Source organism: Sciscionella marina DSM 45152 (assembly GCF_000379465.1).
Classification (GTDB): domain Bacteria; phylum Actinomycetota; class Actinomycetes; order Mycobacteriales; family Pseudonocardiaceae; genus Sciscionella; species Sciscionella marina.
In genome coordinates, this window is the sequence record NZ_KB905403.1 from 85,811 (window position 1) to 111,981 (window position 26,171).

The window sequence follows — 26,171 nt, forward strand, 5'->3', positions numbered from 1 at the left end:
GGGGTGAGCGTCGAGCGGTTGCGCGCGGTGTGGGAGGAGATGGGCACCCGTGACCCGCTGTGGGCGGTGTTCAGCGAACCGGACCGGCGCAACGGTGGCTGGGAGTTCGAGGAGTTCATGGCGACCGGGGTGCGCAATGCGGCGTGGCTGCACCGCAAGCTGGCGGACAACGGTCTTGAACTGGGTGAGCGGCTGCTCGATTTCGGCTGTGGGGTGGGCCGTCTTTCCTGTGCGCTGGCCGAACGTGGGCATCGGGTGACCGGGGTGGACATTTCGCGCAGCATGGTGGCGCTCGCGCGGCGCTACAACCGGGCCGGTGCGCGCGCGGAGTTCCACGCCTATGACGGGCGCACGCTCCCGTTCGAGGACGGCGCGTTCGATGGCGCGGTCAGTCTCGTGGTGCTCCAGCATCTCCCGCCGCCGATCCAGGTCACCGCGCTGGTGGAGATGCTGCGGGTGGTGGCTTCCGGCGGTCTGGTCGTGCTGCAGGTACCGGTCGCGCCCCGGGTGCCCGGCCCGCTCCCGGAGTCGGCGAGCCGCGCGCAGCTGCGGGTGCTCGCCGTCCCGGAACACATCTTGGCTGGTCAGACCGCGATGCTCCGGGTGGAGGTGACCAATCGGGGCGACGCCGTCTGGCCCGCGGGATGCGGGATCCTGCTCGGTAATCATTGGCGCAGCGGGCAGCGGATGCTCGTGCAGGACGATGGCCGCGCGGGTCTGACGCACGCGGTGGAACCGGGCGCGGCGACGGTGCTCGAACTCGAGGTCACCGCGCCGGAGCGGCCGGGGAATTACGTCCTGGAACTGGATCTGGTGCAGGAGCTGGTGCGCTGGTTCGCGGACGCGGGTTCCCCGGTGGCGCGGCTCGAGGTCGAGGTCACCGAGGGAGCCTCGGAACCGGTCGAGCGGCCCGCGGATCCCGACGGCGGGATCGAGATGCACCCGATGCCGGATTCCCTCGTGCGTGAACTGGTGCAACACTGCGGTGCACGAGTGCTGTGCGCGGTACAGGACAATTTCGCGGGCGAGCCGTGGCACAGCCGCACGTACCTCATCCGCCGATAAGAGCCGACAAGCGCCGATAAGACTGGGATCCGAGACGACGATGAGCTGGCAGGACGAGCTCGAGCAGCTGGACAACGAACTGGCCGAGGGCAAGATCGATGCCGGTGAGCACCGCCGCCGCGCGGACGATCTGCTCGCGGGCGCTTCCGGGCCGACCGCGGGCCCGGCAGCAGGCTGGCGTTCGCAGTCGCCGAGCCGCAATGCCGAACGGGACACCCAGCAGCTGCGCCCGCCGTGGGAACGCGGTCCGGCGGTCGGGAACGTGGAGGAGGAACCGGAGAAGAAGCCGGTACCGGAACAGACTCCACAGGAGTTGACCAACCCGATCCCGCCGGTTCCCACGGAGGAACCCAAGAAAGAGCCGACGTTCCCTCCGGTGCCCCAGCCCGCACCGCCCCAGGCCGTGCACCAGCAGCCCGCACCGCCCCAGGCCGTGCAGCAACCGCCGTGGCAGCGCCAGCAGAGACAGCCGTCCGCGCCGGTCCCCGAGCTGCCGGAACCGAAGCAGCCGCGCCGCAAACTCTCCCAGTCCGGCAAGCTCCTGCTCGCCGGTATCGGCGGGGTGCTCGTGCTCGCGCTCGTCGCCCTGCTCGTGTGGTTGCTGGCGTTCCGGAACGTTTCCGAGCCAGCGCCACAGCGCCAGGGACCGCCCCCGTCCCCGGCGAGTACCGAGGCAACCGGGCCCGCCGTGCTCCCCTCCGGGCTCGCCGCGCGCCTGCCGAAGCTGCCGGGGGTGCCGCTCAAGGCCCCGGACATGCAGCCGATCGATTCGATCGTGAAGGCCGGGTACTACACCGAACAGATCGCGCAGAACATCCAGAAGGCCGGTCCGCGCTCGATGTTGGTGCGCCAGTCGGTGCGGTCCGGAACGGAGCTCTATCTGCTCGCGGTCATCCCGGGCACCAGCCAGCGCAACTGCCAGCTCACGGCGGCCGGGCTCAACGACTTCCAGCGCTCGCTCGGGTTCACCGACACCCGCGACGGGTTGCTCGGCGCGAACACCAGCACGCTGAGCCTCTCGAACAAGCAGGGCGTCTACTACCGGGGCGCGTACTGCTCGGACCGGATGACCGTGCTCGTCGCCTCCGCCACCGCGAAACTGGACAAGGCGGACAGCCTCAAGTCCGGCTACGCGGGCTTCGGTAAGTCCGTGGCCAAGGCTTTGCCACCCAATTGAGCTGAGTCGGCCCGCTCGATCACTCGATCGTGGCGCGGTGCACAATGAGGCGACCACGCTCACGGATCTTTTCGCAAAGGGGGTCGCGATGACCTGGCAGGACGAGCTGCGCAGGTTAGAGGATGACCTGGTGAACGGCCGGGTTTCGGCTGAGGACTACCGCATCCGTCGCGACCAGCTGCTCAGCTCGGCGAACGCATCCCCGCCGCCGGACACCTCGATGGACAGCACCCAGTTCATCCCGCCGATCACGGACACCGGAGCGGACGCCACCCAGGTCGTCGGGCGCCGGCCGCAGCAGCAACAGCCGCAGCAACCCCAGCAACAATGGCAGCCCGGCCAGCAGCCGCAGGCCTACCAGCAGGGCTATCAACAGGGTTACCAGCAGCCGCAGCAGCCCCAGCAGGGCATGTTCGATCAGCCGCCGCAGGAGGACAACGATCCGCCGTGGGCAGGCGACGAGTTCCCGCCATTGGCCGCGGGCAGCTCCGAATGGGTCAAGCAGGGCCCGGAAACCGGTGAGCAGAACAAGGGTGCCCGTGGCAAGGTCATCGGTATCGTCGCCGGGGTCGTGCTGATCGTGGTGCTCGCCGTCGGCGCCTGGCTGCTGTTCGGCCAGGGTTCGGGCTCGCAGCCGCCGCAGGCGGGCGGGGACAAGAACAATTCCCAGGGTCAGGGCGGCGGGGAGCAGCCGAAGCCGAAACCGAAGCCCGATCAGCTCGGCCTGATCGATCCGCCCGGCCAGACCGAGGACCACGCGAACGTGAAAGACCTGCAGAGCCTTTCCGGCGCGAACTACCTCAATCCGCAGGAACAGCAGGCCTACACGAACGCGGTCGTCGGCAAGACCGTGTTCAAGGTCAGCCACCAGGGCGAGAACACCTTCGCGCTGATCGCGGCGAAGGCGAGCACCCCGCAGGGCGCGACCGAAGCGGTGAAGGAACTCAACGACGCCGAGCTGTCCAACGGCATGAAGAAGCTCGACGGTCAGCCGAAGGGTGTCGCCGCGGCACAGGTCCAGCCGAACAAGGCGGGCGAGAACAGCGAGATCCGCGCGCATTACGCGCACGGCACGGAGATCGTGCGGGTGCACGTCTACGGCCCGGATTTCGCTACCGTGCAGCAGCAGTTCACCAAGGTGCTGCAGGACCAGCTGAAGGCCGTTCCCGCCGATGGCTGAGGCGGCGCGGCGTACGGCGTGCACCGTCGTCGCGGCCAACTATCTGCCCGCGGCACGGGTGCTCGCCGCCAGCTATCTCGCTACCCACCCCGGTGACGAGTTCTGGATCACGGTCATCGACGCACCCGCCGAACGGGACGAGTACGAGGCGGGTGCGCGCATTCTCGGGCCCGCGGCCTTCGGTATCGAGGCAGGCGAATACCTGCGCATGGCGACCGCCTACTCGGTGACCGAACTGGCCACCGCGGTGAAGCCGTATCTGCTGCGGGTGCTGCTCGAACGCAGCACGGTCGCGGTGTTCCTGGACCCGGACATCACGGTGTACGCGCCGATGCCGGAACTCACCGAGCTCGCGATCGAACACGACCTGGTGCTGACCCCGCACGTGCTCGACCCGATGCCGCGCGACGGCAAGGAACCGGGCGAGGGTGTGATCATGGGGACCGGGATCTTCAACCTCGGTTTCCTCGCCTGCGGCCCGGGAGCGGGACCGTTCCTGGATTTCTGGGCGGAACGGCTGCGCACGGACGCGATCGCGGCGCCCGAGGAGCAGCTGTTCACCGATCAGCGCTGGGTCGACCAGGTGCCCGCGCTGTTCCGGCACACGGTGCTGCGCGATCCCGGTTTCAACCTCGCCTACTGGAACGCGCACGAGCGCGCGCTGGAAAAGGGCTTGGACGGCGCGATCCTGGTGAACGGCGCACCGCTGCGGTTCTTCCACTTCAGCGGGTACCGCCCGGAGCGGCCTTGGCAGCTGAGCTATCACTGCGCGCGCGAGCCGCGGGTGGTGCTCTCCGCGAACCCGATCCTGCGGGAGCTCTGCGATTCCTATGGCGCGGCGCTGAAAGCCAATGGCTACGCGGAAACCCTCGAGGCGATCCCCTATGGATTCGCGCGGCTGGCCGACGGCACCCCGATCACCTCGGTCATGCGCAGGCTGTTCCGCGGCGCGTGGATCGAGGCGGAGCGCCCGGATTCCGCGCGGCGCACCCGAACCGTGGAACCCGTGCCACCGCACGCATACGATGGCACCGACGCCTTCGCGCACTGGCTCGCCGGACCCGCGGACCGGGCACAGGAACGCAGCGGGCTGAACCGGCTGCTGATGTCGGTGTGGAGCGGGCGGGCCGATCTGCGCCGCGCCTTCCCGCGCCCCTACGCGCAGGACAACGCCGGATTCCGGTACTGGTGCGGACAATCCGGGGTGGCCGAGTTCGGCCTGCCTTCCTGGGCCCTTCCCGCGCACTCCGAACCGCGGACCGTCGCGGTGGACAAGCGGCCCGGGGTGAACATGCTCGGCTACCTCACCGCGGTACTCGGACTCGGGGAAATGGCGCGGTTGCTGCACGATGCGGTCGCCGCCTCGGGGATTCCGATCAGTTCGGTCGTCGAGGAGAAAGCGGTCTCCAACCGCACCGCGATGGCCCGCCCGGACACCGAGGGTGCGGCGCGTTACGGGGTGAGCCTGCTGTGCGTGAACGCCGACCAGACCCAGGTGATGGCCGAGGCGCACCCCGAGGTGTTCGCCGACCGCTACCGCATCGGGTTCTGGGCCTGGGAGCTCGAGGAGTTCCCGGAATGGCTGCATCCGGCCTTCGAACTGGTGGACGAGATCTGGACGGTCAGCGAGTTCTGCGCGCGGGCGATCCGTCAGCACACCACCCTGCCGGTAAAGGTCTTTCCCGCCCCGGTGCGCGAGATCGCGTCCGTCGAGCCGAAAACCAAGGAATACACCCAATTCCTGTTCGCCTTCGACTTCAACTCGGTCGGTGAGCGCAAAAACCCCTGGGGCGCGGTGGATGCGTTCCGGCGCGCCTTCGGGGACCGTGACGATGTGCGCTTGGTACTCAAGGCGATCAATCCGGACCTGCATCCGATCGCGGCGGAGCGGCTGCGGATGGCCGTGCTCGGGGACGAGCGGATCACACTGCTCGAACGCTACCTCTCCCCGGAGGACCTGCAGGCGCTGTACGCGGAGAGCGACGCCTATGTCTCGCTGCACCGCAGTGAGGGCTTCGGGCTCACCGTGGCACAGGCGATGGTCATGGGAATCCCTGTCGTGGCAACGGATTACTCCTCGACGACCGAGTTCGTGGATGACAAGACCGGGTGGCCGGTCCCCTATTCGCTGGTTCCGGTCGGCAAGGACTGCTTCCCGTACCACGAGGACGCACTGTGGGCGCAGCCGGACATCCGTGCCGCTGCCGAGGCGATGCGCCGGATCGTCGACGACCCGGCCGAGGCCGCGCGCCGGGCCCGGGCCGCGCGGGAGTACATGCTGCGCGAGCATTCCATGACCGCGGCCGCCACCTGGGTCGGCGAACAGCTGCACGCCGCGCACGCCGCCTGGCTGGCCGGGCGGGAGCCCGTGCCGGAGCCGGAACCGATCCCGGATCCCTTGGCACCTCTGGATTCCGCGAGCGCCGCGCTGGACTGGCGCGCCGAACCCGGGACGAGCGCGCGCAATCCGCTCGCCCCTGCCGTGCGCAAGGCGATGCTGCGGCTGCTCGATCACTACGATGTGCACCAGCGCGCCGTGCTCGGCGAACTCACCAGTGGTGGCCAGGAGACCGCGCGGCGGCTGCTGCAGCGCATCGAATGGCTCGAGGCGACGGTGGATTCCTTGCGTGCCAAGGCGGATGAGACCGGGGCGAACACCAACCGGCTGACCGCGCTCACCGATGAACTGCACACCGGCTACCGGGAACTGCGTGCCGAGACACCGGGGAACGTGGTGCGGATCGGCAATCTGGAACGCGATCTCGATGAGCTGCGCACCGGATTCGCGGGCAATGCCGAGGAAATCGGGGCCACCTTCGCCGATATCAACCGGCAGTTCGCCGAACGCGATGCGCGCTCGGACAACGACGAGTACCAGATCGCCGAACTCAACCGGCGGCTCACCGCGGCGGACGACGCCGCACGACTGCGCCACGCCCCGCTTCCGGACGGTACCGAGGTCGTGCGCTGTGACGCCGGTGATCTGCTCGTGCCACGGGATGCGGTGATCCTGCCGTGGTTGCGCTATCACCGCAGCTGGGAGACCGCCGAGGCGAAGCTGATGGCCGAGCTGATGGGCGAGGGTGCTTTCCTCGATATCGGCGCGCACGTCGGGTACCACAGCCTCGCGCTCGTGCGCGGGCGCGGAGCGGTGCGGCGCATCGTGGCCGTGGAGGCCGATCCGCTGAATGCCTTGCTGCTTCGGCGAAATCTCGCGGTGAACCTGCCCGGCGAGGCGGCGAACGCGGTCGAGGTACTGGAACTCGCCGCCTGGGACACCGAGGCGAGTGTGCGGATCGATCGCGTCGAGGCCGAGAACAGCGGCGACATCCGGGTGCACACCGGGGAAGGCGGCACCCGGGTTTCCGCGCTGCGCCTGGACGGGCAGCCCAGCGTGCTCGCCGGACGGGTCGACGTGATCAAGACCGATCTGCAGGGCAGGGACCACCGCGCCTTCGCCGGGCTCGCCGGGCTCGTCCAGCGCGATCGCCCGCATCTGGTCGTGGAGTTCAGTCCCGAGGCCATCGAGGAACTCGGCGATGATCCGCGCACCGCGCTGCACGGTTACCGGGAAGCGGGCTATGCGGCCATTCCGGTCACCGAGAACGGCCCGGAAACCCAAGCCGGTGACCCGGAGGTGCTCATCGCGCGCGCCCGGGCGAGCGAACCGGGGCTGCTCACCCTGTGGTTGCGGCCGAATTGAGCGTCCTGCGCAGCGGGGAACCTATTTCGGGTGCTGCTTGAGCATCTGCTCGAGTTTGTCGAGCTGTTTCGGGCGCAGCAGCGGGGCTTCCCCGGTCGCCATGCCGCGCTCGAGCATTTCGAGCACGACGACCTTGGAATTCACGATCATGTTCTGAATCTGCGTGAGCCCGCCGTCCATATCGTCATAGGCACCGAACGAGACATTGCTGAAGATGTTCGAGGCGTATTTGTCGAGCGGGAGGCTGAACGAGTCGCCGAGTACGACCGCTGGCTCGTCGATCATGCCCTTGGCCGGTCGGTTCCGCACGGTGGTCATGGAACGCAGGCTCGTGGGTTGTTCCGGTGTGCCACCGGAAACCCCGTCCGGGGTGAGCCGGTACTGTGGCCATGGCTCGGTCTGGTCGCTGCCGAGCAGCCGGGCGAGATCACCGGTGCGGGTCGTGGAGGTGACCTTTTCGGCCTTCCAGGTCTTGCTGACCCCGGGCTGGATCCGTTCGCAGACGGCACGCAGCGCGGCGATCGCGCTCATGTCCTCCCAGTGCGTGTCGTTCTTGAAATAGATCTCGTCCGGGTCCACCTTGCGCAGATCGGTGAGCGTTTTGCGGACGTCGAGAATATGGTCCTGTTTTTCGATCTCGGGCCAGAATTTGTCGCGGTACCCGGTCATGCATTTCTTGCCCGCGTACTGGTCCGGCAGGTACTGGTTCAGAATGGTCGATTTGTCCGGCGGGACGAGCACGACCGGGGTGCGCCCGGATTCGCGCAGGATCTTCTCGAAGCGGGCGACTGAGGCGATCACGTCGTTCATCGAGCGCACCGTCACGCATTTCATGCTGACGTCCATGCCGTAGTACAGCCAGCCGTCCTTGCCGCGGATCACCTCGGGGTACTGGTTGCGCTTGGCGGCGACCTCGGCCTCCGGGGTGACCGAGCTGGCGCCGCCTGTCGAGGGGCCGAAGGGGGAACCACCGGAACCCTCGCCCTTGGGGGGCAGCTCACCGAAGACGCCCTGGCTGATCGCGTCCTCGGCGCGCACCCCGCCCTCGCGCAGCGGAAGATTGTCCGTGGCCCACTTGTCCAGACCGGTGAACATGCCGAAGCCGCGGTCCGGACCGGGAAGGGCGGCCAGCTTGTGGTTCTCGAACTCGGTCGGGCGGATGCCGATCGCGTAGGCGATGGCGGGGAGTAACAGGAAGGCGACCACACAGATCAGCGCCACCCGCTGGGTACGCCCGTGCCGCGGCCGGTGCAGCGGATGCTCGGGCGGCAGCCACGACTCGTATACCGCGATCGGCATCGTCGTCTCGTCCGGAGCACCGTGGACGGGCCTGCGTCGACTCACCGGGACACCCTAAAACATCGCCTTCTGACCTGCGCAAATGGGTCTCGTGCGTGGTTGTGTTGGTTCTCACCGACATAAGCGCTCACAAGGCGCCTGACCCGGTGGCTTAGGCTTGGGCGCGTGCAGCACAGCTATTCGGGCAAGGTCCGTGACCTGTACACGGACGGTGACGATCTGATCATGGTCGCGAGCGATCGGGTGTCGATCTACGACGTGGTACTCCCGACGCCGATCCCGGACAAGGGCAAGCTGCTCAATCAGCTCGCCGCGTGGTGGTTCGGGCGGACCGAGCACATCGTGGGCAACCACGTGATCTCCACCGAGGATGTGCCCGAGGAGTTCCGTGGCCGGGCGGTGCGCTGCAAGCGGCTGGAGATGCTGCGGGTGGAATGCATCGTGCGCGGCTATCTGACCGGGCTCGGGCTGCGCGAGTATCAGCGCGACGGGGCGATCTCCGGGGTGCACCTCCCGGAAGGACTGGTCGAGGGTGATCAGCTGCCGGAGCCGATCTTCACCCCGACCACGAAGGCCGAGCAGGGCCACGACGAGTTCATCACCTTCGCGGATGTGGCCGACCAGATCGGCGCGGAGCTCGCGAACCGGCTGCGCGAGTACTCGATCCAGGTTTACACCGAGGGCGCCGCGTACGCGAAGGAGCGCGGGGTGCTGATCGCGGACACGAAGTTCGAGTTCGGGCTGGACGCGGACGGGAACGTACTGCTCGCCGACGAGATCCTGACTCCGGACTCCTCACGGTTCTGGAACGTGGACGAATGGCAGCCCGGCGGGCCGCAGCGCTCCTACGACAAGCAGCTGGTCCGTGACTGGGCCTCGGGAACGGGTTGGGACAAGACCGCCCCCGGACCGGAGATCCCCGCGGATATCGCCGAGTCCACCAGCGCGCGCTACCGCGAGGTCTACGAACGCGTCACCGGAACCGCCTGGAATCCCTAGTCGAGAATCGCCCGCACCAGCGGGACGAGCGCGGTGCTCGATTCCCGCGGGCGTACCGGGTCGACGCCGATGGCGAACAGCGATCCTGCGCCGTCCTCGGGTGCGTACCGGTATTCGCGCAAGGGTTCCGGCTCGGGCGCGTAGTAGAGGATCGCCCCGCACGGCCGTTCGGTGAGCCGGAAGTTCTCGAAATAGCCGAGGATCTTGTACAGCTCCTCGGTCGGCGGACCGGCCCGCCTGCGCAGTTTCGGGTCGATCAGGCTGATCCGGTCGCCGCGGCGCGCGACGATATCGGGCACCCCACCGAGCGCCCGCCCGGTCCCGGTGCGCAGCCAGCGTGCCGCGCGGCCGGGAATCGAACGCTGGAAGGACAGCTCGACCTCGCCGAGCAGATACGCGGGATCCCCGGTGCGCCAACCTTTTCCCGGTTCGGGCTCCGGGATCCGGAGCGTCCGCGCGAGCACCGTGGCGAGCAGCCGGAGGCACCACAGTTCGAACAGCTTGGTGTCGAAGCGTTCCCCGTAGAACGACCATTCGAGCTCGCCGGCGCTCGCGACCGGTTCCCCGCCGATGACCCGTTCGATCCAGTCGGCGAGTTCGGCATACGGTGCCCCGCTGGCGATCTCGCGCCGCCGCAGCCTGCGCCGCACGGTGCCGAGCAGTGTGCGCTCGCCGTGTTTGCGCCGCACCTTGGCTGCTTCGGGGACGCAGGCGGCGAATTCGGGCAGCCGCAGCAGCGAGCCGAGCGCGCGCATCGCGGAGCGGGCTGCCGCGTGTTCCGGTCCGGGTTCGGCGGCCGCACTGCTGGCGAGCGCGGTGCGCAGTTCGTTCGTCAACCACCGCGCGGCATAGGCGGCGAGGATGTTCTCCGGAGTGTGCGCGCTGCGGTGTACCTCGAGCACCGGGAAGCTGCCGTGTTCGCCGGTGCCGAGCTGGGCGAGATAACGGTTCACGTCGAGCTGCCCGGTGATCGCCCCGGCGCGGTCCAGGGTGCGCAGCCGGTAGCGGAAGCTACTGTCCGCGGCGATCCGGTCGAGCAGTTCACGCAACCGGTGCGCGGCGGCGAGCGCGACCCGCAGGCGCAGCCCGGCGAGCAGTTCGGTGAGCTCGGTGTCCCCGTCGCGTTCCCGGAGGCCGAGCGCGGCGCGCCGTTCGAGCGGCTGGGTACCGGATGCGAAGTACCGGCCGAGCAGACCCAGGCTGGCCCCGATCGCGGCCCTCCTGCCCTCCTCGCTCAGCGTGGCGCCCGGCTCGACGGTCACGGTGCGCCGATGAGGTGCCGGAGTTCGCGGGCCGCGGTGGCCAGTCGGTGCGCGGCGAACACCTCGAGGAAGGTGCTCGCCTGTTCATCGTCGATCCCGGCCATCTGCGGCACCATCCGATCCGCGATCGCCTCGTCCACCCCGGCCCACAGCTGAGCCCCGCTCGCCATGCGCAGCAGCACCACCCGCAGCACATCCACCACCTGCGCGGTGCCGACCGGCCAGCTCACCCCGTTCTCCGGATGGCGCAGGCGGTCCACGACGGACTGCAGCCGGGCCAGCCATTCGGTGTCCCCGGGGACCTCGAGTGCGTAGGTGCGCGCCAGCCATTCCTGAGCGTTCGCATAGGCCTGCCGGAATTCCTCGGTGACCGGTTGCTCCGCGGTTCCGGTCTCCTCGGGCACCCCGACCGTGACGAACTGGAACCGGCGGGTGAGCCCCTGCGAGATGCGGTTCACGAAGTAGGTGTCCAGGTCGTTCATGGACGCGATGATCCGGAACCGGGCGGGTATCCAGAGTTTGCGCGCCGCGGGCTCGGCCTCGAACCACAGCTCCACCGGGGTCTTGCGGAGATGGTCCGCATCGCAGCTGGCGAGCACGGTGAACAGAGAGCCGATCGCTTTGTCGATATCCGCCCGGTTGAACTCGTCGACCAGCAACCAGTTCGCCTGGGTTTCGCCGTCCGCGTGCTCCTGCTCCGCCTGCACCAATTCGGCGCAGCGCAGCGCCGCCGCCACGACGTGCCCGTGCGAGGCGCTGAATCCGCCACCGCTGTCCGGGCGCAGCCCGCCGACCACGTGGAACGGGGTCCAGTCGCTGGTCGCGGTCGATTCGCTGAGTTCGGCGCGGAATCCGGCGGCGAGCGCCCGTGCGAAGGTGGTCTTCCCGGTCCCCGGCGGCCCCTGCAGCACCAGGTGCCCGACGAGCAGCGCGTGCACACAGCGGCGCACGAGGTTGTCCGCGTCCGGAAGCACCACGTGTCCCCGGGCCAGTTCCTCGTGCACCCGTGCGGTCACCGTGTCCAGATCGGGGAACCGCAGCGCGGGTCCGACGACATCCCGGGTCCAGCCGTGATCGGGCGGCGGTGCCCAGTCGACGGCCGCCGCGGTGCGGGCGGCGGCCCCGGAAAGGCGCATCTCGAGCTGTTCAGTCATGCGGAATTCCCCATTCGGCGAGTTTCCCGGGCAGCGCGCGCGGTTCGGTCCGGGCTATCCGATAGGCCTCCATGCCCTGGCAGAACGCTCGCCGTCCGCCGGGGCGGGCCTTCGCGATCCGGTTCACGAACGTGGCGAGCAGCTTGTCGTGCTCTGTTCCCGCCCAGTGGTACCAGTCCTGTTCGCCGCCCAGCTCCCCGCCGGCCACCGCGATGAGCACGCGGAACGGGTTGTACCCGCTCGGATCGGACTGGTCGAGATAGGAGGGAAGGTAGAGGCTGAACACGTCCGCGAGCCAGTGTTCCGCGGGCCGGATGGCGGTGAGCTCGCACCAGAATCCGTACATGTCAAGGTATTCGCCGACGCCGAGCCGGGCGGCCTGGCCGAAAAGGGCCGCGCAGCGCGCGATCTCATCGTCCCGGGATTCGTTGTCCACGCCCAGTTCCCGCCAGCGCGCCAGGGTCGCCGAGCCCAGCGCGGTGAGCCGGTGGCTCGGGTATTCGCCGAACACCAGGTGCATGGCGCGCATATCGGCGACCGCCTGCACCCGGTCGGTGACCGTCAGGGCCTCGCCGCGTTCGGTCTGACCGAGCCAGGGCACCAGGCGCGCGCTGTTGCGCAGCGAGGTGCCGAACGGTTCGAGCCTGCGCCCCGCCCGTACCCGCGAACCTTGCACGATGTGCTCAAGCCAGTTGGCGAAGCCGTCGCGCAGCGCGTTTCGTGGTTCCACGTTCCTCGCCTTGCTTCTTCTCGGCGACCAGCAGCAGTTCGTGCACGGTGCGCGCGGTGTAGCCGCCGTAGCTGGCGTAGTTGCGCCGCGGCACCTCGAGCACCGAAAGGCTGCCCGGTTCGAACAGATCCCCGCTGAGCAGTTCGCTGAGCAGTTCCCTGCCGGTGTCGTTCGGTCCGGTGTCGAACGAGCTCCAGTGGTTGGCCCCGGTGAAATAGCTGATGACCACGGTCCGGCAGGCCGCGCGCTCGATGAGCTCGTGCATGTCCGCGATGAACCGTTTCGGTTTGCAGAACGTCGAGGTGAAATCGTCCTCCGGGTTCTGCCCGCGAACATAACGCACATTGGCGAAGTATTCGTCGACATCGTCCATTTCCGGGTACCGGCACAACACGTTCGGCAGGAAATAATAGGCGGTGTACTGCCGGAAATTGTATGGCGGATCGATGTAGAGCACCGAATGCCTGTCCACCTCTCCGATGAAATCGAGGGTGTCGCGTTCGACGCCGACCGTGTGCCCGCCGACCCCGCCCAGGTACGGATCGAGCGCGGGCGGATCGAAGCGCAGCGGCCGAAGCGCCCGGGAATCCCAGCGATCGCGCGGAAAGTCGTGGTACGTGCCCTGAGTATTGGAGACCTTTTCCACGGCTCGCATCAGGTTCGCCAGCAGCAGCGCGTAGGTCTGCCGGTCGATCAGGTCCGCGCGCTGCCAGGCCCGCAGCTGGTTCACCGCCAGATCGATGCGGTGCGCGTTCTCCGGGGTGAAGAACCGCCGATGGCCTTTCGCGCCGCGCGAACTCTCGTACGCGGAATTACTGCCGAGCTCGCAGTAGGTGTCGAAGAAATGCGTCTTGCGGTGCCGCGCGGGCAATTGTCCCGGCGTGAGGTTCGTCAGATGTGTCTGCACGGTGAGGTAGTTCTCGTAGCGGGCGCGCCATTCCGGTTCGCCGAGGAAGGCATAGCCGGGTTTGCCGGACAATTCCTTGACGATCCGGCGCGCCACCGGCAGGTATTCCTTCACCCGGCGGGCGGGCAGCAGCGCGTGCGCGTCCGTCTGCGGTGGTTCGGCGGGCAGCAGGTACGCCTCGGCGAGTACCGCGGAGAACAGGTTGATGTCGTTCGCGGTCACCCGGTAGCCGGCTTGTTTGAGCCCGAGCGAGACCGCGAGGCTTCCGGAGAAGGCGTCCACCACGTGTGCCCCGGGCTCGGCGTGCTGCTCCACGGTGGCCAGCAGCTCGGGCATGATGGCCTGCTTGCTCCCGAGGTATCTAGCAAGCACTGGCCCTCCCGAGCACAAGGTATTCCGGGTCGTTGCGGCCGGTGACCTCGGCGTCGGTCCGGTTGAACTGGCGGTAGCGCAGTTCCAGTGGCCGCACCGTCACGTTATCCGCCCCGAACACCTCCTCGACGCGCCGGACCAGTTCGGGCAGGGTCACCGAACGCGCGTTGCCGGTGGCCGGCCCGCCGCGGGTGGAGTAGCTGAGCAGCAGGTGCGCGCCCGCCTTCGCCGTGGTGCGGGCGAGTTCGCTGATCGCCCCCGGCGCTTTGGTGCGCGAGCAGTACGGCGAGAGGTACCGGCCCTCCGGGTAGAGGCCGCGGGTCACCTGCCCGTTTCTGCTCTGCAGCTTCGGCGGGACGGCGGTGACCAGGGTCTCCAGCAGGTGGTAGAAGCGGCTGTACTGCTGTGCGGTGTACGGCGGGTCCGCGTACACCACGCGCACCCCCCAGGAGCGCAGCTCGTCCGCGGTGACCTCCTCGACCCTGGCCTGGTGCGCGCGGTGTCCTTCGGCGCCCGTGGCGGCGACCTGCTCCAGGGTGCGTGCCGCCTCCAGGAATCGCGCGCCGATGTCCACGCTCCGGTCGGTGAGCGCTCGTTTCGCGTGGAACCCGAGGTTCTTGCCCTCGCGGATGCGGTGTGGCTGGGCGAAGTGCTTGCCCGGCGAGAACACGGCGGTGGAGGCGGCGTGGCACAGCGCGGTGCACAGGCAGGCGTGCGCCCAGCCGCCGGGTTCGGTGACCTCTCCGATCGCCGCGCGCAGTGCTTCCAGGGTCAGCGCCTGGCGCAGCCCGAAATAGGTGCCCGCGTAGGTGGCGCTCAGCAGCCCCGGTCCGGCGTGCTCGGCGTGTTCGGCCGCGGTGCCGATCCGGGTGAACAGGGCGGTGAGCGCGGTATCGGCGCCGGTGACCCGCCAGCGCTGGGGCAGCTCGGCGCCGATGCGCAGTAGTTCGGGCCCGTCCTGGGCGGCAAGCGCCGAGTCCTCCTTGGCGAGCCAGCCCCCGAACTCCCCCGGGATGCGGACCGCGGCGAGCACCTGATCGGCGAGCGCACCGATTCGCGTGTCCGGCGTCCTGCCGACGCCGAGTACCGCGGTCGCGAACAGCGAACTCGACGTGAGGGCGTCCCCGGCCACTACCCGGTTGCCGTGCTGCGCGAGCTCCTGGGCGACCACCGTGGAACCCGTGAACGGTTCCCAGACAGTGGTGGGCGCGCCCAGCTCCTCGACGGCCGCGGTGATGTGCCCGATCGTCCGCAGCTTGCTGCCGAGATACTGCACCGGCCGCCAAGCACCCACGCTGTCTCCTCCCGCACCGAGTCCGTGCCCACCCTATGGCCACCCACCGACAAAGCGAGGAACCGTCGCCGATTGGTTGCCGCGCCGACAGGGTGTTGCTAGCCTAGACATGTACGGATGATCGTCTGCTGGTGGAAACTTCAGCACCCGCGAACGCGGCACAGCCGGTTGACGTACGCTATAGAGCCGCCACCCACCGGGTAGGCGGCTCTAGCCGTTTCATGACAAGGGTGCATCGTCAGACCGTACGAGGTAAGCGCATTCGCTCCCGCTCCGCGCCGATAGACGATCGACTGTAGTTCGTGCAGATAACGCTGTTCGGTGTAACCGAACCTGTCGTGATTGAACGCCGCACCGGTGGCGGACGCGATGGCGTCAGCCAACTGCAATTGTTCTAGGCGGGATGGTTGGTCGAGGTGTCCGCCGTGCGGATCGAGGTGTGGCCAGGCGATCTGACATTCTTCCTCGGCACGCAATTCCGCCTCGTACGCTCGGAGGCTGGAGGTCTTGAACCGCACTATGTGCGCCAGCGTGTAGCGGAGTAGTCGGCCTCGCTCTCGGGCTATCCACGACAATCGCTCCAACAGGTATCGGAGCGTCAACAGGTAGGCGGGGTCCTCGTCGAGCAGCGGACCGTTCAGATGACGTTTGCAGACGATCACCGAGGACACTGTCAGCCAGGGTCGGGCGGCGAGTGTTTTCGCCAGATGCAACCGTTGTGAGTGTCCTTGAATGTTCTTCCAGTGCAGGGGGTCGCCAGGATTGCGCGCTCATGATGAAGTGGTCACTGGATGCCGGTGTGTGTGCCCGCTGCCCGGATTCGTCGATGAACGCGTGCAGTATCGGCAAAGACACATATCCAAGTTACGACACCTGATCGAGTGGGCGCGTCCGACAACCGGGCGAAAACACCTCTACCGAGCCGCGCTGGTCGAAACCCGATGAACCCAAGCCATGCTGACCCAACCCCAGAGAACCCAAGCCGTGCTGGTCAAACTCGACAGAACCACGCAGTCAAGTGAAGGAGTTCGCACCTTGGGGGTATGGAGGCTAGGCCCCCATAAACAATCACCAGCCGATGGTGGCCCACGTTTTCCGTGGGCACACCCCGGCCAATCGGGTGGGCGAGGGGGGAGTTGAACCCCCACGTCCTTTCGGACACACGGACCTGAACCGTGCGCGTCTGCCATTCCGCCACTCGCCCGAGCGACGGAGAAACAGTAGCACTAAGGGGGAACGCCGATGATCCCACCCCCACTCGGTTGGCCGGATCGTTAAAATCACGGATGGAGTGTCAGGTGAAGGGAGTGGGGCGTGGGGCGTGCGGACCGGTTCGAGAGACGGCTGGAGTCCGCCGTCGAGCAGGGCTTCGCGCGCGTGTTCGGCGGCAAGGTGGTTCCGACTGAGCTTCGGCAGCACCTTGAGCGTGAGGCGGAGAGTAAGGTGCAGCGGCTCGCGGGCGGCCACCTGCTCGCCCCGAACGTCTTCGCGGTCCAGCTCGGACCCGCCGACCACAAGCGCCTTGCGGGCGGTGACGAGGACGAACGACGGATCTGCATTGAGTTGGCCACGTATCTCGCGGAACATCTCGCGGAACGGGGCTATCAGACATACGGTGACGTCGTAGTCTCGATAGAGCGCTCCGAGACACTACACACCGGACAATTCCGTACGGAATCGTCCGTCGACCCCGACGCCGCGCCGCCGGGGGAACGGGCGGAACCATCCCGACGAGCAGAGGACCGATCCATGAGCCAGCCTCCCGGCCAGTATCCAGGCGACCCGTACGGTCAGCAGCCCGGCTATGACCCGTACGGGCAGCAGGGTCAGTACGGTTACGACCAGGGGTACGGTCAGCAGCCCGGCTACGACCCGTACGGCCAGCAGCAACCTCAGCAAGGTTACGACCAGGGCTACGGCCAGCAGCCCGGTTACGACCCGTACGGCGGCCAGCAGCCCCCGCAGGGCGGTTACGACCAGGGCTACGGCCAGCAGCCCCCGCAGGGCTATGACCCCTACGGCCAGCAGCCTCCCCAGGGCGGCGGGTACGACCCCTATGGTCAGCAACCCCCGCAAGGCGGGTTCGACCCGTACGGCCAGCCCCCGCAGGGCGGCTACGACCAGGGCTACGGCCAGCCGCCATCGGGACCGGTGCCGCAGCAGTACGGCACCCCGCCGGGTGGCCAGCCGGGGATGGACCCGAACCAGGCTTACGGCGCCCCGATGGGCGCCCCGCAGCAGCCGCCGGTGCAGCAGCAGCCCCCGATGCCCGGCGGCCGCCCGCTCGCGGCATCGGTGCAGCTCACTGACGGTACGAATCGCAGTCACGCACTGCGTCAGGGCAGCAATGTCGTCGGCCGCGGCCAGGACGCGGACTTCCGGCTCCCGGACACCGGGGTGTCCAGGCGGCACCTGGAGATCAACTGGAATGGGCAGAGTGCCACACTTGACGACCTGAACTCGACCAACGGGACGACGGTGAACGACACACCGGTCCAGCAGGGATGGCAGTTGCAGGACGGCGATGTGATCCGCATCGGGCACTCATCGATGGTGTTCCACGTGCAAGGGTGACCACTCGCCAGGAGCAAGGCACGGTGGTGCGCCGCCGTGTCACGGGAGAAACGGCCCAATGCGAGGCGGGTCGATGACGCGTCGCCCCGGGCCGCCGGGGACCGACGAGGCAGGAGCGGACGAGGCGCGTGCCAGAGCTGGTGATGCAGTTGACCAGGGTGGGCTTTTTAGTCCTGCTCTGGCTGTTCGTGCTTGCCGCGTTGCGTGTTGTACGTTCGGATCTGTACGCGGCCTCCGGTCTTCGGGTCTCGATCCCGAGTTTCCGGCGCGGCGGCGGGAAGAAGGACAAGACCGGCAAGCGGCCCGCGCGCTCGGCGCGGCACCTCGTGGTCACGCACGGCGCGCTCGCCGGAACCCGGATCTCCCTCGACGAGCGCCCGATCCTGATCGGCAGGGCGGACGACTCGACGCTGGTGCTCGACGACGACTACGCGTCGACCCGGCACGCCCGGCTATCCCTGCAGGGCAACGACTGGTATGTGGAAGACCTGGGCTCGACGAACGGCACTTACCTCGATCGGGCTAGAGTCACGGCACCGCTACGGGTGCCACTTGGCGTCCCGATCCGAATCGGCAAGACGGTGATCGAGCTGCGCTCATGACTCTGGTGCTGAACTACGTTGCCCGCAGTGACCGCGGCCTGGTGCGTTCCAATAACCAGGACTCGGTGTACGCGGGCCCACGACTGCTCGCTGTCGCGGACGGCATGGGTGGCCATGCCGCGGGCGAGGTGGCGAGCAAGGTGGTCATCGCCGCGCTCGCCCCGCTCGATGACGACGATCCGGGCGACGACCTGCTCGGTGAGCTTCGCGATGCCACCTTCGCCGGCAACGGCGCCATCTCCGAACTGGTCGCGAGCGATCCCGATATGGACGGGATGGGCACCACGCTGACCGCGGTGCTGTTCGCGGGCACCCGGCTGGGCCTGGTGCACGTCGGCGATTCGCGTGCCTACCTGTACCGCAACGGCCAGCTCACCCAGATCACGCACGACGACTCCTTCGTGCAGTCCCTCGTCGACGAGGGACGGATCACCGAGGACGAGGCGCAGAACCATCCGCAGCGCTCGCTGCTGCTGCGCGCGCTGACCGGGCACGAGGTCGAGCCGAACCTGACCATCCGCACCACGCAGGCCGGGGACCGGTATCTGCTGTGCTCGGACGGCCTTTCCGGGTTCGTCTCGCACGAGACGCTCACCGAGACCATCAAGATGCCGGATCCGCAGGAGTGCGCGGACCGGATGATCGAGCTCGCCCTGCGCGCGGGCGGCCCGGACAACGTCACCGTGATCATCGCCGATGTGGTCGATGTGGAGTTCGGCGAGGACGCACCGATCGTGGGTGGCGCCGCGGGTGACGGCACCGACGACGCACCGCCGCCGAACTCCTCGGCCGCGCGGGCACAGGCGATCACCGCACCGCGCCCCGAGCCGCAGCGGGTGGAGCCGGAGCCGGACGGCCCGGACCCAAAAGCGAAACGCCGTAAACGGTTTCGGCTGCTGGCGATACTGGTCGTGGTACTGCTCGTGCTTGGCGCCGGGGTGGTGCTGACCCGCTGGCTGGTGCTGCAGCAGTACTACGTGGGTGCGGATCCGCAGAGCGGGGAGATCTCGGTTTATCAGGGAGTGCGCGGGGAATTCCTCGGCATCTCGCTGCACCAGAAGGTCCAGGGCACCTGTGAGCAAGGCACGGGCAACTGCGAGCGCCGGTTCCTCAACGACTTCAAGCTCGGTGCCCGCGACCAGCTCCGGCAGGGTATTCCGGTGCAGGGCGGCCTGCAGGCGGCGCAGCGCAAGATCGTCGACCTCAATCAGGACCAGCTTCTCCCGGCGTGTAACCAGCCAGGCCAGCAGCCGGCCCCGGGAGGCGACGCGCAACACGGGCAACGGCCAGGTGTGGACTGTCGAAAGGGGCAATAGGTGTCGACCCCCTCTGGCCAGTCCGACCAGCCGAGCGTCGGTGATCTCGCCGCTGCTCCACCCAGCAAGGTGCCGACCAAACGCGGCGTAGAGCTGATGCTGCTCGTGTTCGCCACGGTCCTGGTGACCGGCGCGTTCATCCTCGTGCAGGGCAATCAGGCCCAGGAGCTCAAGCCGGAGATCCTGTTCTACGCGCTCGCCTACCTGGCGATGTTCGGGATCGCGCACGTGGTGGTGCGCAAGTTCGCGCCGTACGCGGATCCGCTGATCCTGCCCTGTGTCGCCCTGCTCAACGGGCTCGGGCTGGTGATGATCTACCGCATCGACCTGGCGAAGGCCGCGGCGGCCGAGCGTGCCGCGAGCGCGTTCTCCGGGTCCGCGCCGGGCCAGGTCATGTTCACCGCGATCGGGATCGTCCTGTTCTCGGTGTTCCTGTACTTCCTGCGGGATCACCGGATGCTGTCCCGCTACGGCTACACGCTCGGCCTCGTCGGGCTCGCGCTGCTGATCCTGCCCGGCATCCTGCCCGCGAGCATCTCCGGAGCGGGCGGGGCGAAGGTCTGGGTCCGGATCCCCGGGCTCATCGGGCTGCAGCCCGGTGAGTTCGCCAAGATCATGCTGTTCATCTTCTTCGCCTCGTTCCTGGTGGCGAAGCGGGACCTGTTCATGAACGCGGGCCGCACCTTCCTCGGACTCGAGCTGCCGAGGCTGCGCGATCTGGGTCCGCTGCTGTTCGCACTCGCCGCCTCGGTCGGAGTGCTCGCGCTGGAGAAGGACCTGGGTAACTCGCTGCTGATCTTCGGTGTGGTGCTGGTGCTGCTCTACATCGCGACCGAGCGGTTCGCCTGGGTACTGATCGGGCTGATCCCGTTCATCGCGGCCTGTGTGGTGGCGTTCAAGCTGCTCAACCACGTCCAGCAGCGGGTGACCAACTGGATCGACCCGTTCTCGAACTATTCCGGCGCCGGTGGCGGCTACCAGCTGGCCCAGTCGCTGTTCGGGCTCGGCACCGGGGGGATCTTCGGTACCGGGCTCGGCGCGGGCCGCCCGGAACTCGTGCCCGAGGCGAACAGTGACTTCATCGTCTCCGGTATCGGTGAGGAACTGGGCTTCATCGGGCTCGCCGCGCTGCTGCTGATCTATCTCGTGCTGACCATGCGCGGGATGCGCAGCGCGGTCGCCGTGCGGGACACCTTCGGCAAGCTGCTCGGCGGTGCGCTGGCCTTCTCGCTCGCCTGGCAGGTCTTCGTGGTCGTCGGCGGGGCCACCAAACTCATCCCGGAGACGGGACTGACCACACCGTTCATGTCGGCTGGAGGGTCTTCACTGCTGGCGAACTACATTCTCGTCGCCATCCTGTTGCGCATCTCGGACGCGGCACGGCGACCCAAGTCGACACCTTCGCGCCCGGGTGTGCAGAACACCCCGATCAGCCAGGCGCACACCGTCATGGTGGAGCGGCCCTCATGAACAAGTCGATCCGCCGCGTCGGCATGGCGATGCTCGTGATGGTGTTCCTGTTGCTGGCGAACGCCACGTACGTGCAGGTCATCAAGGCCGACGAGTACCGCAACGATTCGCGCAACCAGCGCACCCTGCTCGATGAGTACTCGCGCCCGCGCGGGATGATCCTGGACTCGAGCGGGAACGTGAAGATCGCCTCGGCCAAGGCGACCGAGGACCGGTACAAGTATCTGCGCACCTACGCGGACGGGCCGACGTATGCCCCGGTCACCGGCTTCTACTCGATGAACTACGGCTCGACCGGACTGGAGCGCTCGCAGAACACGATCCTGAACGGGACCGATGACCGGCTGTTCGTGCGGCGCCTCTCCGACCTGGTCACCGGGCGCAATCCGGCCGGGGGCAATGTGCAGACCACGATCGACGCGAAGGTGCAGAGCGCGCTGTACCACACGCTCGCCGATCGCGGCTACACCGGAGCGGCGGTCGCGATCAAGCCCTCCACCGGCGAGGTGCTCGGCATGGTGTCCACCCCGTCCTTCGACCCCAGTCCGTTCGCCTCGCACCTGACCAAGGACCAGACCCAGGCCTGGCAGAAGGACAGCACCGACAAGACGCAGCCGATGCTCAACCGGGCCTTGCGTGATCCGTTGCCGCCCGGTTCGACCTTCAAGCTGATCGACGCCGCGGCCGCGCTCGGTTCCGGGAAGTTCAACCCGGACAGCAAGTTGACCGCCGAGTCCAAGATCACCCTGCCCGGGACCTCGACGACGCTGGAGAACTACGGTGGTTCGCACTGCGGCAGCGGCGGGGACCAGGTCACCATGACCGAGGCGCTGGCCCGCTCGTGCAACACCGCGTTCGCCTCGCTGGCCGGGGCGGTCGGCAAGGACGCGCTGAGCGCGCAGGCCAAGAAGTTCGGGGTCGGGGAGAAACAGGATGTCTCCGGAATCTCGGCGACCCAGTCCACCCTCGGTGACATCCCCTCGAACGCGGCGCTGTATCAGACCGGGATCGGCCAGCGGGATGTGCAGTTCACCCCGTTGCAGAGCGCGGAGATCACCGCGGCCATCGCGAACAAGGGCGTCCGGATGCAGCCGCAGCTGGTCAAGAAGATCCTCGGCTCCGATCTGACCTCGATCTCCGACTACGACCCCCAGGAGCTCGGCGAGGCGACCAGCCCGGATGTGGCCGCCCAGATCATCGGCATGATGAAGCAGTCCGAGAAGATGTCGCACCTCTCCGACGGAGTCACGGACAAGTTCGACGTCGCCTCGAAGACCGGTACCGCCGAGCACGGCATCAACTCCAAAGCCACCGTTCCCTACGGCTGGTACACCGCCATGGCCCCGGCCAACAATCCACAGATCGCGGTCTCGGTGATGGTGAGCAACGGCAGCCCGTACGGCCAGAGCACCGTCGGCGCCAAGCTGGGCGGTCCGGTCGGGCACGCGGCGATCAAGGCGTACCTCGGGGGCGGATGATGCTCGCTGACGGTCAGTTGCTCGCCGATCGCTACCGGCTGACGAGGCGCATCGCCGTCGGCGGGATGGGCGAGGTCTGGGAGGCTCAGGACACCCGGCTCGACCGTAAGGTGGCGCTGAAGGTGCTCAAGGCGGAGCTGTCCGGGGACGCGGAGTTCGTGCACCGGTTCCGCACCGAGGCGCGTACCACGGCCTCGCTCAACCACAAGGGCGTCGCGGCGGTGCACGACTACGGCGAGACCGCGTCCACCGCCGGTGGCCCGGACGACACCGCCTACCTGGTGATGGAGCTCGTGGACGGCGAGCCGATGGCCGCGCTGCTGGCCAACTACGGACGCCTCTCGGTGGACTTCACCCTGGATGTGCTCGAGCAGTCCGCGCACGCGCTGCAGGCCGCGCACGAGAGTGGACTGGTGCACCGGGACGTGAAACCCGGCAACATCATGATCGCGAGCCGGCCCGGTGGGGAGATCTCGGTCAAGCTCACCGATTTCGGTATCGCGAAGGCCGCGCACGCCGCCCCGGTGACCCGGTCCGGGATGGTCATGGGCACCGCGCACTACATCGCCCCGGAACAGGCCACCGGTTCCGAGGCCAGCCCGGCATCGGATGTGTACTCGCTCGCCGTGTGCGGCTACGAATGCCTCGCCGGGCGGCGCCCGTTCCTGTCCGACCACGCGGTCACCGTGGCCATGCAGCACATCCGGGACGCCCCGCCGCCGCTGCCCCCGGACATTCCCGCGCAGGTACGGGCGCTGATCGAGATCGGCATGGCCAAGGACCCGAGGCAGCGGTACGCGAGCGGGGGCGAGTTCGCCGCGGCCATCGCGCTGGTGCGCACCGGCCAGATGCCTCCGCCCCCGCGCGGGTACCAGCAGCCGCAGACCGCGATGCTGCCCGGCCAGCCGATGCCGACCCAGGCGATGCCCGCGGGCGCGCAGTACCCGGCGACCGGGGCGGGCTACGCGCAGCCGCCCGCCCGGCGCGGTTCGAAAACCTGGGCCTGGGTGCTCGGCACGATCGCGCTGGTCGCGGTGGCGGTGCTGGCCGCCTTCCTGCTGTTCGGGAACAAGGGCTCGGGCAGCGGGGTCGTCGCCCCGTCGAACGCGCCGACGCCGACCCCGGATCGCACCACGAAGCCCGAGCGCACCACGACGCAGCAGCGCACCCACGAGACGCGGACCACAACGAGGACCGAAGAGGAAACGACGACACCCGATCGGACGACATCGGTTCAGGTGCCGAATGACCAGTTCAGGGGCTTTCCGGCGGGGGCGGCGGTCCATGAACTGCGCAAGGAGGGGCTCCGGGCGATGCGGGTCGCCAAGGGCGGGGGTTCGTCAGATCGTGGTGGTTGTCGCGTCACATCCATAATCCCGAACGGTGAGGTTCCGTCCGGTTCGCATGTCATCGTGTTGTGCGCACCCGGCGGGGACGAGGACGGCGAGCAATGAACAGATGCGAACGCAGCATTGAGGCGGGTATGACTGGAGGGCAGCAATGAGTACGCCGCAACTGCTTTCCGACCGCTACGAGCTCGCCGAGACGCTCGGTTATGGCGGCATGTCCGAGGTGCACCGCGGCCATGACGTGCGGCTCGGGCGTGAGGTCGCGGTGAAGATCCTGCGCGCCGACCTGGCGCGGGATCCGCAGTTCCAGGAGCGGTTCCGGCGCGAGGCGCAGAACGCGGCCGCGCTGAACCACCCGGCGATCGTCGCCGTGTACGACACCGGGGAGACCGAGACCGATTTCGGTCCGCTGCCCTACATCGTCATGGAGTACGTGGACGGGCGGACGCTGCGGGACATCGTCAAGGGCGACGGCCCGGTCGAGGGCAAACGCGCCATGGAGATCATGGCGGACGTCTCGGCCGCGCTCGATTTCTCCCACCGGCACGGGATCGTGCACCGGGACGTCAAACCGGCGAACGTGATGATCGCCAAGGGCGGCGCGGTCAAGGTCATGGACTTCGGCATCGCCAGGGCCCTTGCCGACGGGCAGGCCGCGATGACCCAGACCGCGGCCGTGATCGGCACCGCGCAGTACCTCTCCCCGGAGCAGGCGCGTGGCGAGGCCGTGGACGCCCGCTCGGATGTGTACTCCGCGGGCTGCGTGCTCTACGAACTGCTCACCGGGCAGCCGCCGTTCACCGGTGACTCGCCCGTGGCCGTGGCCTACCAGCACGTCCGGGAGGACCCGAACCCGCCGTCCTCGGTGTATCACGAGGTCACCCCGGAGCTGGACGCGATCGTGCTCAAGGCGCTCGCCAAGAACCCGGCCAACCGATACCAGACGGCCGCCGAGATGCGTTCCGACCTGGTCAAGGTGCTTTCCGGGAAGGCGCCGGACGCGCCGATGGTGCTGACCGACGCGGACCGCACCTCGATCATCGCCGGTGAGGGGGCCACCACGGCCATGGCCGCCGGGCAGACCGAGTTCTTCGACGACGCGCGGCCCTACGACGACGAGTACGACGACTACGACGAGGCCGCCGAGCTCGAGCGGCAGCGCAGGCGGCGCAAGGCCTGGAAACGGGTCGGCATCGTGGCACTGTGCCTGATCGTGCTCGCCGGTGCCGCCTGGCTGACCACCTACCTGCTCGGCGGGGACGACGGCAACAAGGTCGCCGTGCCCAACCTCGTCGGCCAGAAGCAGGAGGCCGCGGTCCGTCAGCTCAGCGAGAAGAACATGCAGTACACGCTCAGCGACGTGTTCTGCGAGGCGCAGCCCAACGGCGCACCCGGACCGTGCGGGCCCGACCAGATCGGCAGCGTGGTCAACACCGATCCGGCTGCGGGCGCCAAGATCGACCCGATCAGTACCAAGATCAAGGTCGGTATCGGGAGGGCCCCGCGCGAGGAGCAGGTGCCCCAGGTCAAGGGCGCGAGCCCGGACCAGGCGCGGCAGAAGCTCAACGGCACCGGGTTCCAGGTCGCCGATCAGACCCAGGAACGCGAGGTCGACGATGATTCGCTCGCGGGCAAGGTCGTGGCCACCGATCCGAAGGCGGGCAGCGATCTGACCCGCGGTTCCAAGGTCACCCTGATCATCGGGAAGCCCACGGAGAAGGTCAGCCTCTCCGACTTCACCGGCCAGCAGTACGACCTCGCGGCGAGCAACCTGCGCAATATGGGCCTGAACCCCTCACGCCAGGATCTGGACAGCGACCAGCCGGAAGGCACGGTGATCGGCCAGTCGCCGCGCAGCGGTCAGGTGCCGAAGGGGACCACGGTCACCCTGAAGGTGTCCAAGGGCAACCAGTTCACCATGCCCGACCTGACCGGCCAGACCCAGAGCGAGGCGCAGAGCACCCTGGCCGGGAAGCAGTGGCAGGGCAGCTTCAACGTGGTCGGCAAGCCGGTCACCGATCAGAACCAGGACGGCAAGATCCAGCAGTCCAACCCGTCCGCGGGCGCCAAGGCCAGCACCAGCGACACGATCACCATCGTGGTCGGCAAATACCAGGCGGGTGGCCAGCCCACCACCACGCCGACCCCGCCAGACGGCGGTGGTGGCGGCGGCGGGGGCGGTGGCTTCCCCTTCGGCGGCTGACCCCTCGGGCCGATTCGCCCAGCTGTAGAAAAGGTCG

General features: G+C 68.2%; 19 protein-coding genes and 1 tRNA gene. 12 read left to right on the forward strand and 8 right to left on the reverse strand.

Annotated features, from left to right (window positions below):
• Nucleotides 1-3: 3 nt before the first annotated feature.
• From A37U_RS48545 to A37U_RS0125085, 4 genes are all read left to right on the forward strand, one after another.
• Nucleotides 4-1,065, forward strand: coding sequence for a methyltransferase domain-containing protein (locus A37U_RS48545; protein ID WP_020499422.1), 1,062 nt, complete (start codon nt 4-6; stop codon nt 1,063-1,065).
• A 40-nt stretch (nt 1,066-1,105) separates the two neighbouring features.
• Nucleotides 1,106-2,242 carry a hypothetical protein gene (locus A37U_RS0125075; RefSeq protein WP_020499423.1) on the forward strand — a complete coding sequence of 379 codons (1,137 nt, stop codon included), beginning with the start codon at nt 1,106-1,108 and terminating at the stop codon, nt 2,240-2,242.
• An 88-nt stretch (nt 2,243-2,330) separates the two neighbouring features.
• On the forward strand, nt 2,331-3,422 hold the full coding sequence (locus tag A37U_RS45225) for a hypothetical protein (RefSeq protein ID WP_157183016.1): 1,092 nt from the start codon (nt 2,331-2,333) through the stop codon (nt 3,420-3,422).
• On the forward strand, nt 3,415-7,125 hold the full coding sequence (locus A37U_RS0125085) for an FkbM family methyltransferase (RefSeq protein ID WP_020499425.1): 3,711 nt from the start codon (nt 3,415-3,417) through the stop codon (nt 7,123-7,125). Before A37U_RS45225 ends, A37U_RS0125085 begins: the two co-directional genes overlap by 8 nt.
• A gap of 21 nt (nt 7,126-7,146) precedes the next feature.
• On the opposite strand, the gene A37U_RS45230 is transcribed toward A37U_RS0125085, so the two are convergent.
• The gene (locus tag A37U_RS45230) at nt 7,147-8,469 is read right to left on the reverse strand and encodes an alginate O-acetyltransferase AlgX-related protein (protein ID WP_157183017.1); all 1,323 of its coding nucleotides are present in this window, start codon (nt 8,467-8,469) and stop codon (nt 7,147-7,149) included.
• 120 nt (nt 8,470-8,589) lie between these two features.
• Here A37U_RS45230 and A37U_RS0125095 point away from each other — a divergent pair, with 120 nt between their 5' ends.
• Entirely contained in the window at nt 8,590-9,423 is an 834-nt protein-coding gene (locus A37U_RS0125095; RefSeq protein ID WP_020499427.1) for a phosphoribosylaminoimidazolesuccinocarboxamide synthase, read from the forward strand.
• Here the strand turns inward: A37U_RS0125095 and A37U_RS0125100 are convergent.
• The 7 genes from A37U_RS0125100 to A37U_RS0125130 form a co-directional block, all read right to left on the reverse strand.
• On the reverse strand, nt 9,420-10,685 hold the full coding sequence (locus A37U_RS0125100; protein WP_020499428.1) for a hypothetical protein: 1,266 nt from the start codon (nt 10,683-10,685) through the stop codon (nt 9,420-9,422). The two genes, A37U_RS0125095 and A37U_RS0125100, sit on opposite strands and share 4 nt — an antisense overlap.
• The gene (locus A37U_RS45235) at nt 10,682-11,839 is read right to left on the reverse strand and encodes an AAA family ATPase (RefSeq protein WP_020499429.1); all 1,158 of its coding nucleotides are present in this window, start codon (nt 11,837-11,839) and stop codon (nt 10,682-10,684) included. Before A37U_RS45235 ends, A37U_RS0125100 begins: the two co-directional genes overlap by 4 nt.
• On the reverse strand, nt 11,832-12,569 hold the full coding sequence (locus A37U_RS0125110) for a hypothetical protein (protein ID WP_020499430.1): 738 nt from the start codon (nt 12,567-12,569) through the stop codon (nt 11,832-11,834). Before A37U_RS0125110 ends, A37U_RS45235 begins: the two co-directional genes overlap by 8 nt.
• Entirely contained in the window at nt 12,523-13,848 is a 1,326-nt protein-coding gene (locus A37U_RS0125115; protein ID WP_276142381.1) for a DNA adenine methylase, read from the reverse strand. Before A37U_RS0125115 ends, A37U_RS0125110 begins: the two co-directional genes overlap by 47 nt.
• Nucleotides 13,838-15,142 (reverse strand): DNA adenine methylase, encoded by a 1,305-nt coding sequence (locus tag A37U_RS0125120; protein ID WP_026197579.1) that lies wholly within the window; start codon nt 15,140-15,142, stop codon nt 13,838-13,840. The genes A37U_RS0125115 and A37U_RS0125120 overlap by 11 nt, the downstream gene beginning before the upstream one ends.
• A gap of 140 nt (nt 15,143-15,282) precedes the next feature.
• Entirely contained in the window at nt 15,283-15,813 is a 531-nt protein-coding gene (locus A37U_RS0125125; protein ID WP_020499433.1) for a hypothetical protein, read from the reverse strand.
• Between the two features lie 450 nt (nt 15,814-16,263).
• Nucleotides 16,264-16,346, reverse strand: a tRNA-Leu gene (locus A37U_RS0125130).
• A 110-nt stretch (nt 16,347-16,456) separates the two neighbouring features.
• Between A37U_RS0125130 and A37U_RS0125135 the strand changes: the two genes are divergently transcribed.
• The 7 genes from A37U_RS0125135 to pknB all read left to right on the forward strand — a co-directional run bounded on the left by A37U_RS0125135 (nt 16,457) and on the right by pknB (nt 26,134).
• Nucleotides 16,457-17,716 carry a DUF3662 and FHA domain-containing protein gene (locus tag A37U_RS0125135; protein WP_020499434.1) on the forward strand — a complete coding sequence of 420 codons (1,260 nt, stop codon included), beginning with the start codon at nt 16,457-16,459 and terminating at the stop codon, nt 17,714-17,716.
• Nucleotides 17,717-17,844: 128 nt separating this feature from the next.
• Complete coding sequence (locus A37U_RS0125140; protein WP_020499435.1) at nt 17,845-18,318, forward strand: FHA domain-containing protein FhaB/FipA; 474 nt, start codon at nt 17,845-17,847, stop codon at nt 18,316-18,318.
• Entirely contained in the window at nt 18,315-19,634 is a 1,320-nt protein-coding gene (locus tag A37U_RS0125145) for a PP2C family protein-serine/threonine phosphatase (protein WP_020499436.1), read from the forward strand. Before A37U_RS0125140 ends, A37U_RS0125145 begins: the two co-directional genes overlap by 4 nt.
• Nucleotides 19,635-21,104, forward strand: a complete 1,470-nt coding sequence (locus tag A37U_RS0125150) for an FtsW/RodA/SpoVE family cell cycle protein (protein ID WP_020499437.1) — start codon at nt 19,635-19,637, stop codon at nt 21,102-21,104. It begins immediately after the preceding gene.
• Nucleotides 21,101-22,582 carry a peptidoglycan D,D-transpeptidase FtsI family protein gene (locus tag A37U_RS0125155; protein WP_020499438.1) on the forward strand — a complete coding sequence of 494 codons (1,482 nt, stop codon included), beginning with the start codon at nt 21,101-21,103 and terminating at the stop codon, nt 22,580-22,582. Before A37U_RS0125150 ends, A37U_RS0125155 begins: the two co-directional genes overlap by 4 nt.
• Entirely contained in the window at nt 22,582-24,036 is a 1,455-nt protein-coding gene (locus A37U_RS54480) for a serine/threonine-protein kinase (RefSeq protein ID WP_020499439.1), read from the forward strand. Before A37U_RS0125155 ends, A37U_RS54480 begins: the two co-directional genes overlap by 1 nt.
• 109 nt (nt 24,037-24,145) lie before the next feature.
• Entirely contained in the window at nt 24,146-26,134 is a 1,989-nt protein-coding gene (gene pknB / locus A37U_RS45245; protein WP_420806263.1) for a Stk1 family PASTA domain-containing Ser/Thr kinase, read from the forward strand.
• Nucleotides 26,135-26,171 lie beyond the last annotated feature (37 nt).

What these genes read in the sequence shown, in the direction of transcription:
- A37U_RS0125155 (WP_020499438.1), top strand. Translation starts at nt 21,101, where the DNA reads ATGAACAAGTCGATCCGCCGCGTCGGCATGGCGATGCTCGTGATGGTG.
- A37U_RS0125075 (WP_020499423.1), top strand. Translation starts at nt 1,106, where the DNA reads ATGAGCTGGCAGGACGAGCTCGAGCAGCTGGACAACGAACTGGCCGAG.
- A37U_RS45235 (WP_020499429.1), bottom strand. Translation starts at nt 11,839, where the DNA reads ATGACTGAACAGCTCGAGATGCGCCTTTCCGGGGCCGCCGCCCGCACC.
- A37U_RS54480 (WP_020499439.1), top strand. Translation starts at nt 22,582, where the DNA reads ATGCTCGCTGACGGTCAGTTGCTCGCCGATCGCTACCGGCTGACGAGG.
- pknB (WP_420806263.1), top strand. Translation starts at nt 24,146, where the DNA reads ATGTCCGAGGTGCACCGCGGCCATGACGTGCGGCTCGGGCGTGAGGTC.
- A37U_RS0125145 (WP_020499436.1), top strand. Translation starts at nt 18,315, where the DNA reads ATGACTCTGGTGCTGAACTACGTTGCCCGCAGTGACCGCGGCCTGGTG.
- A37U_RS0125085 (WP_020499425.1), top strand. Translation starts at nt 3,415, where the DNA reads ATGGCTGAGGCGGCGCGGCGTACGGCGTGCACCGTCGTCGCGGCCAAC.
- A37U_RS45225 (WP_157183016.1), top strand. Translation starts at nt 2,331, where the DNA reads ATGACCTGGCAGGACGAGCTGCGCAGGTTAGAGGATGACCTGGTGAAC.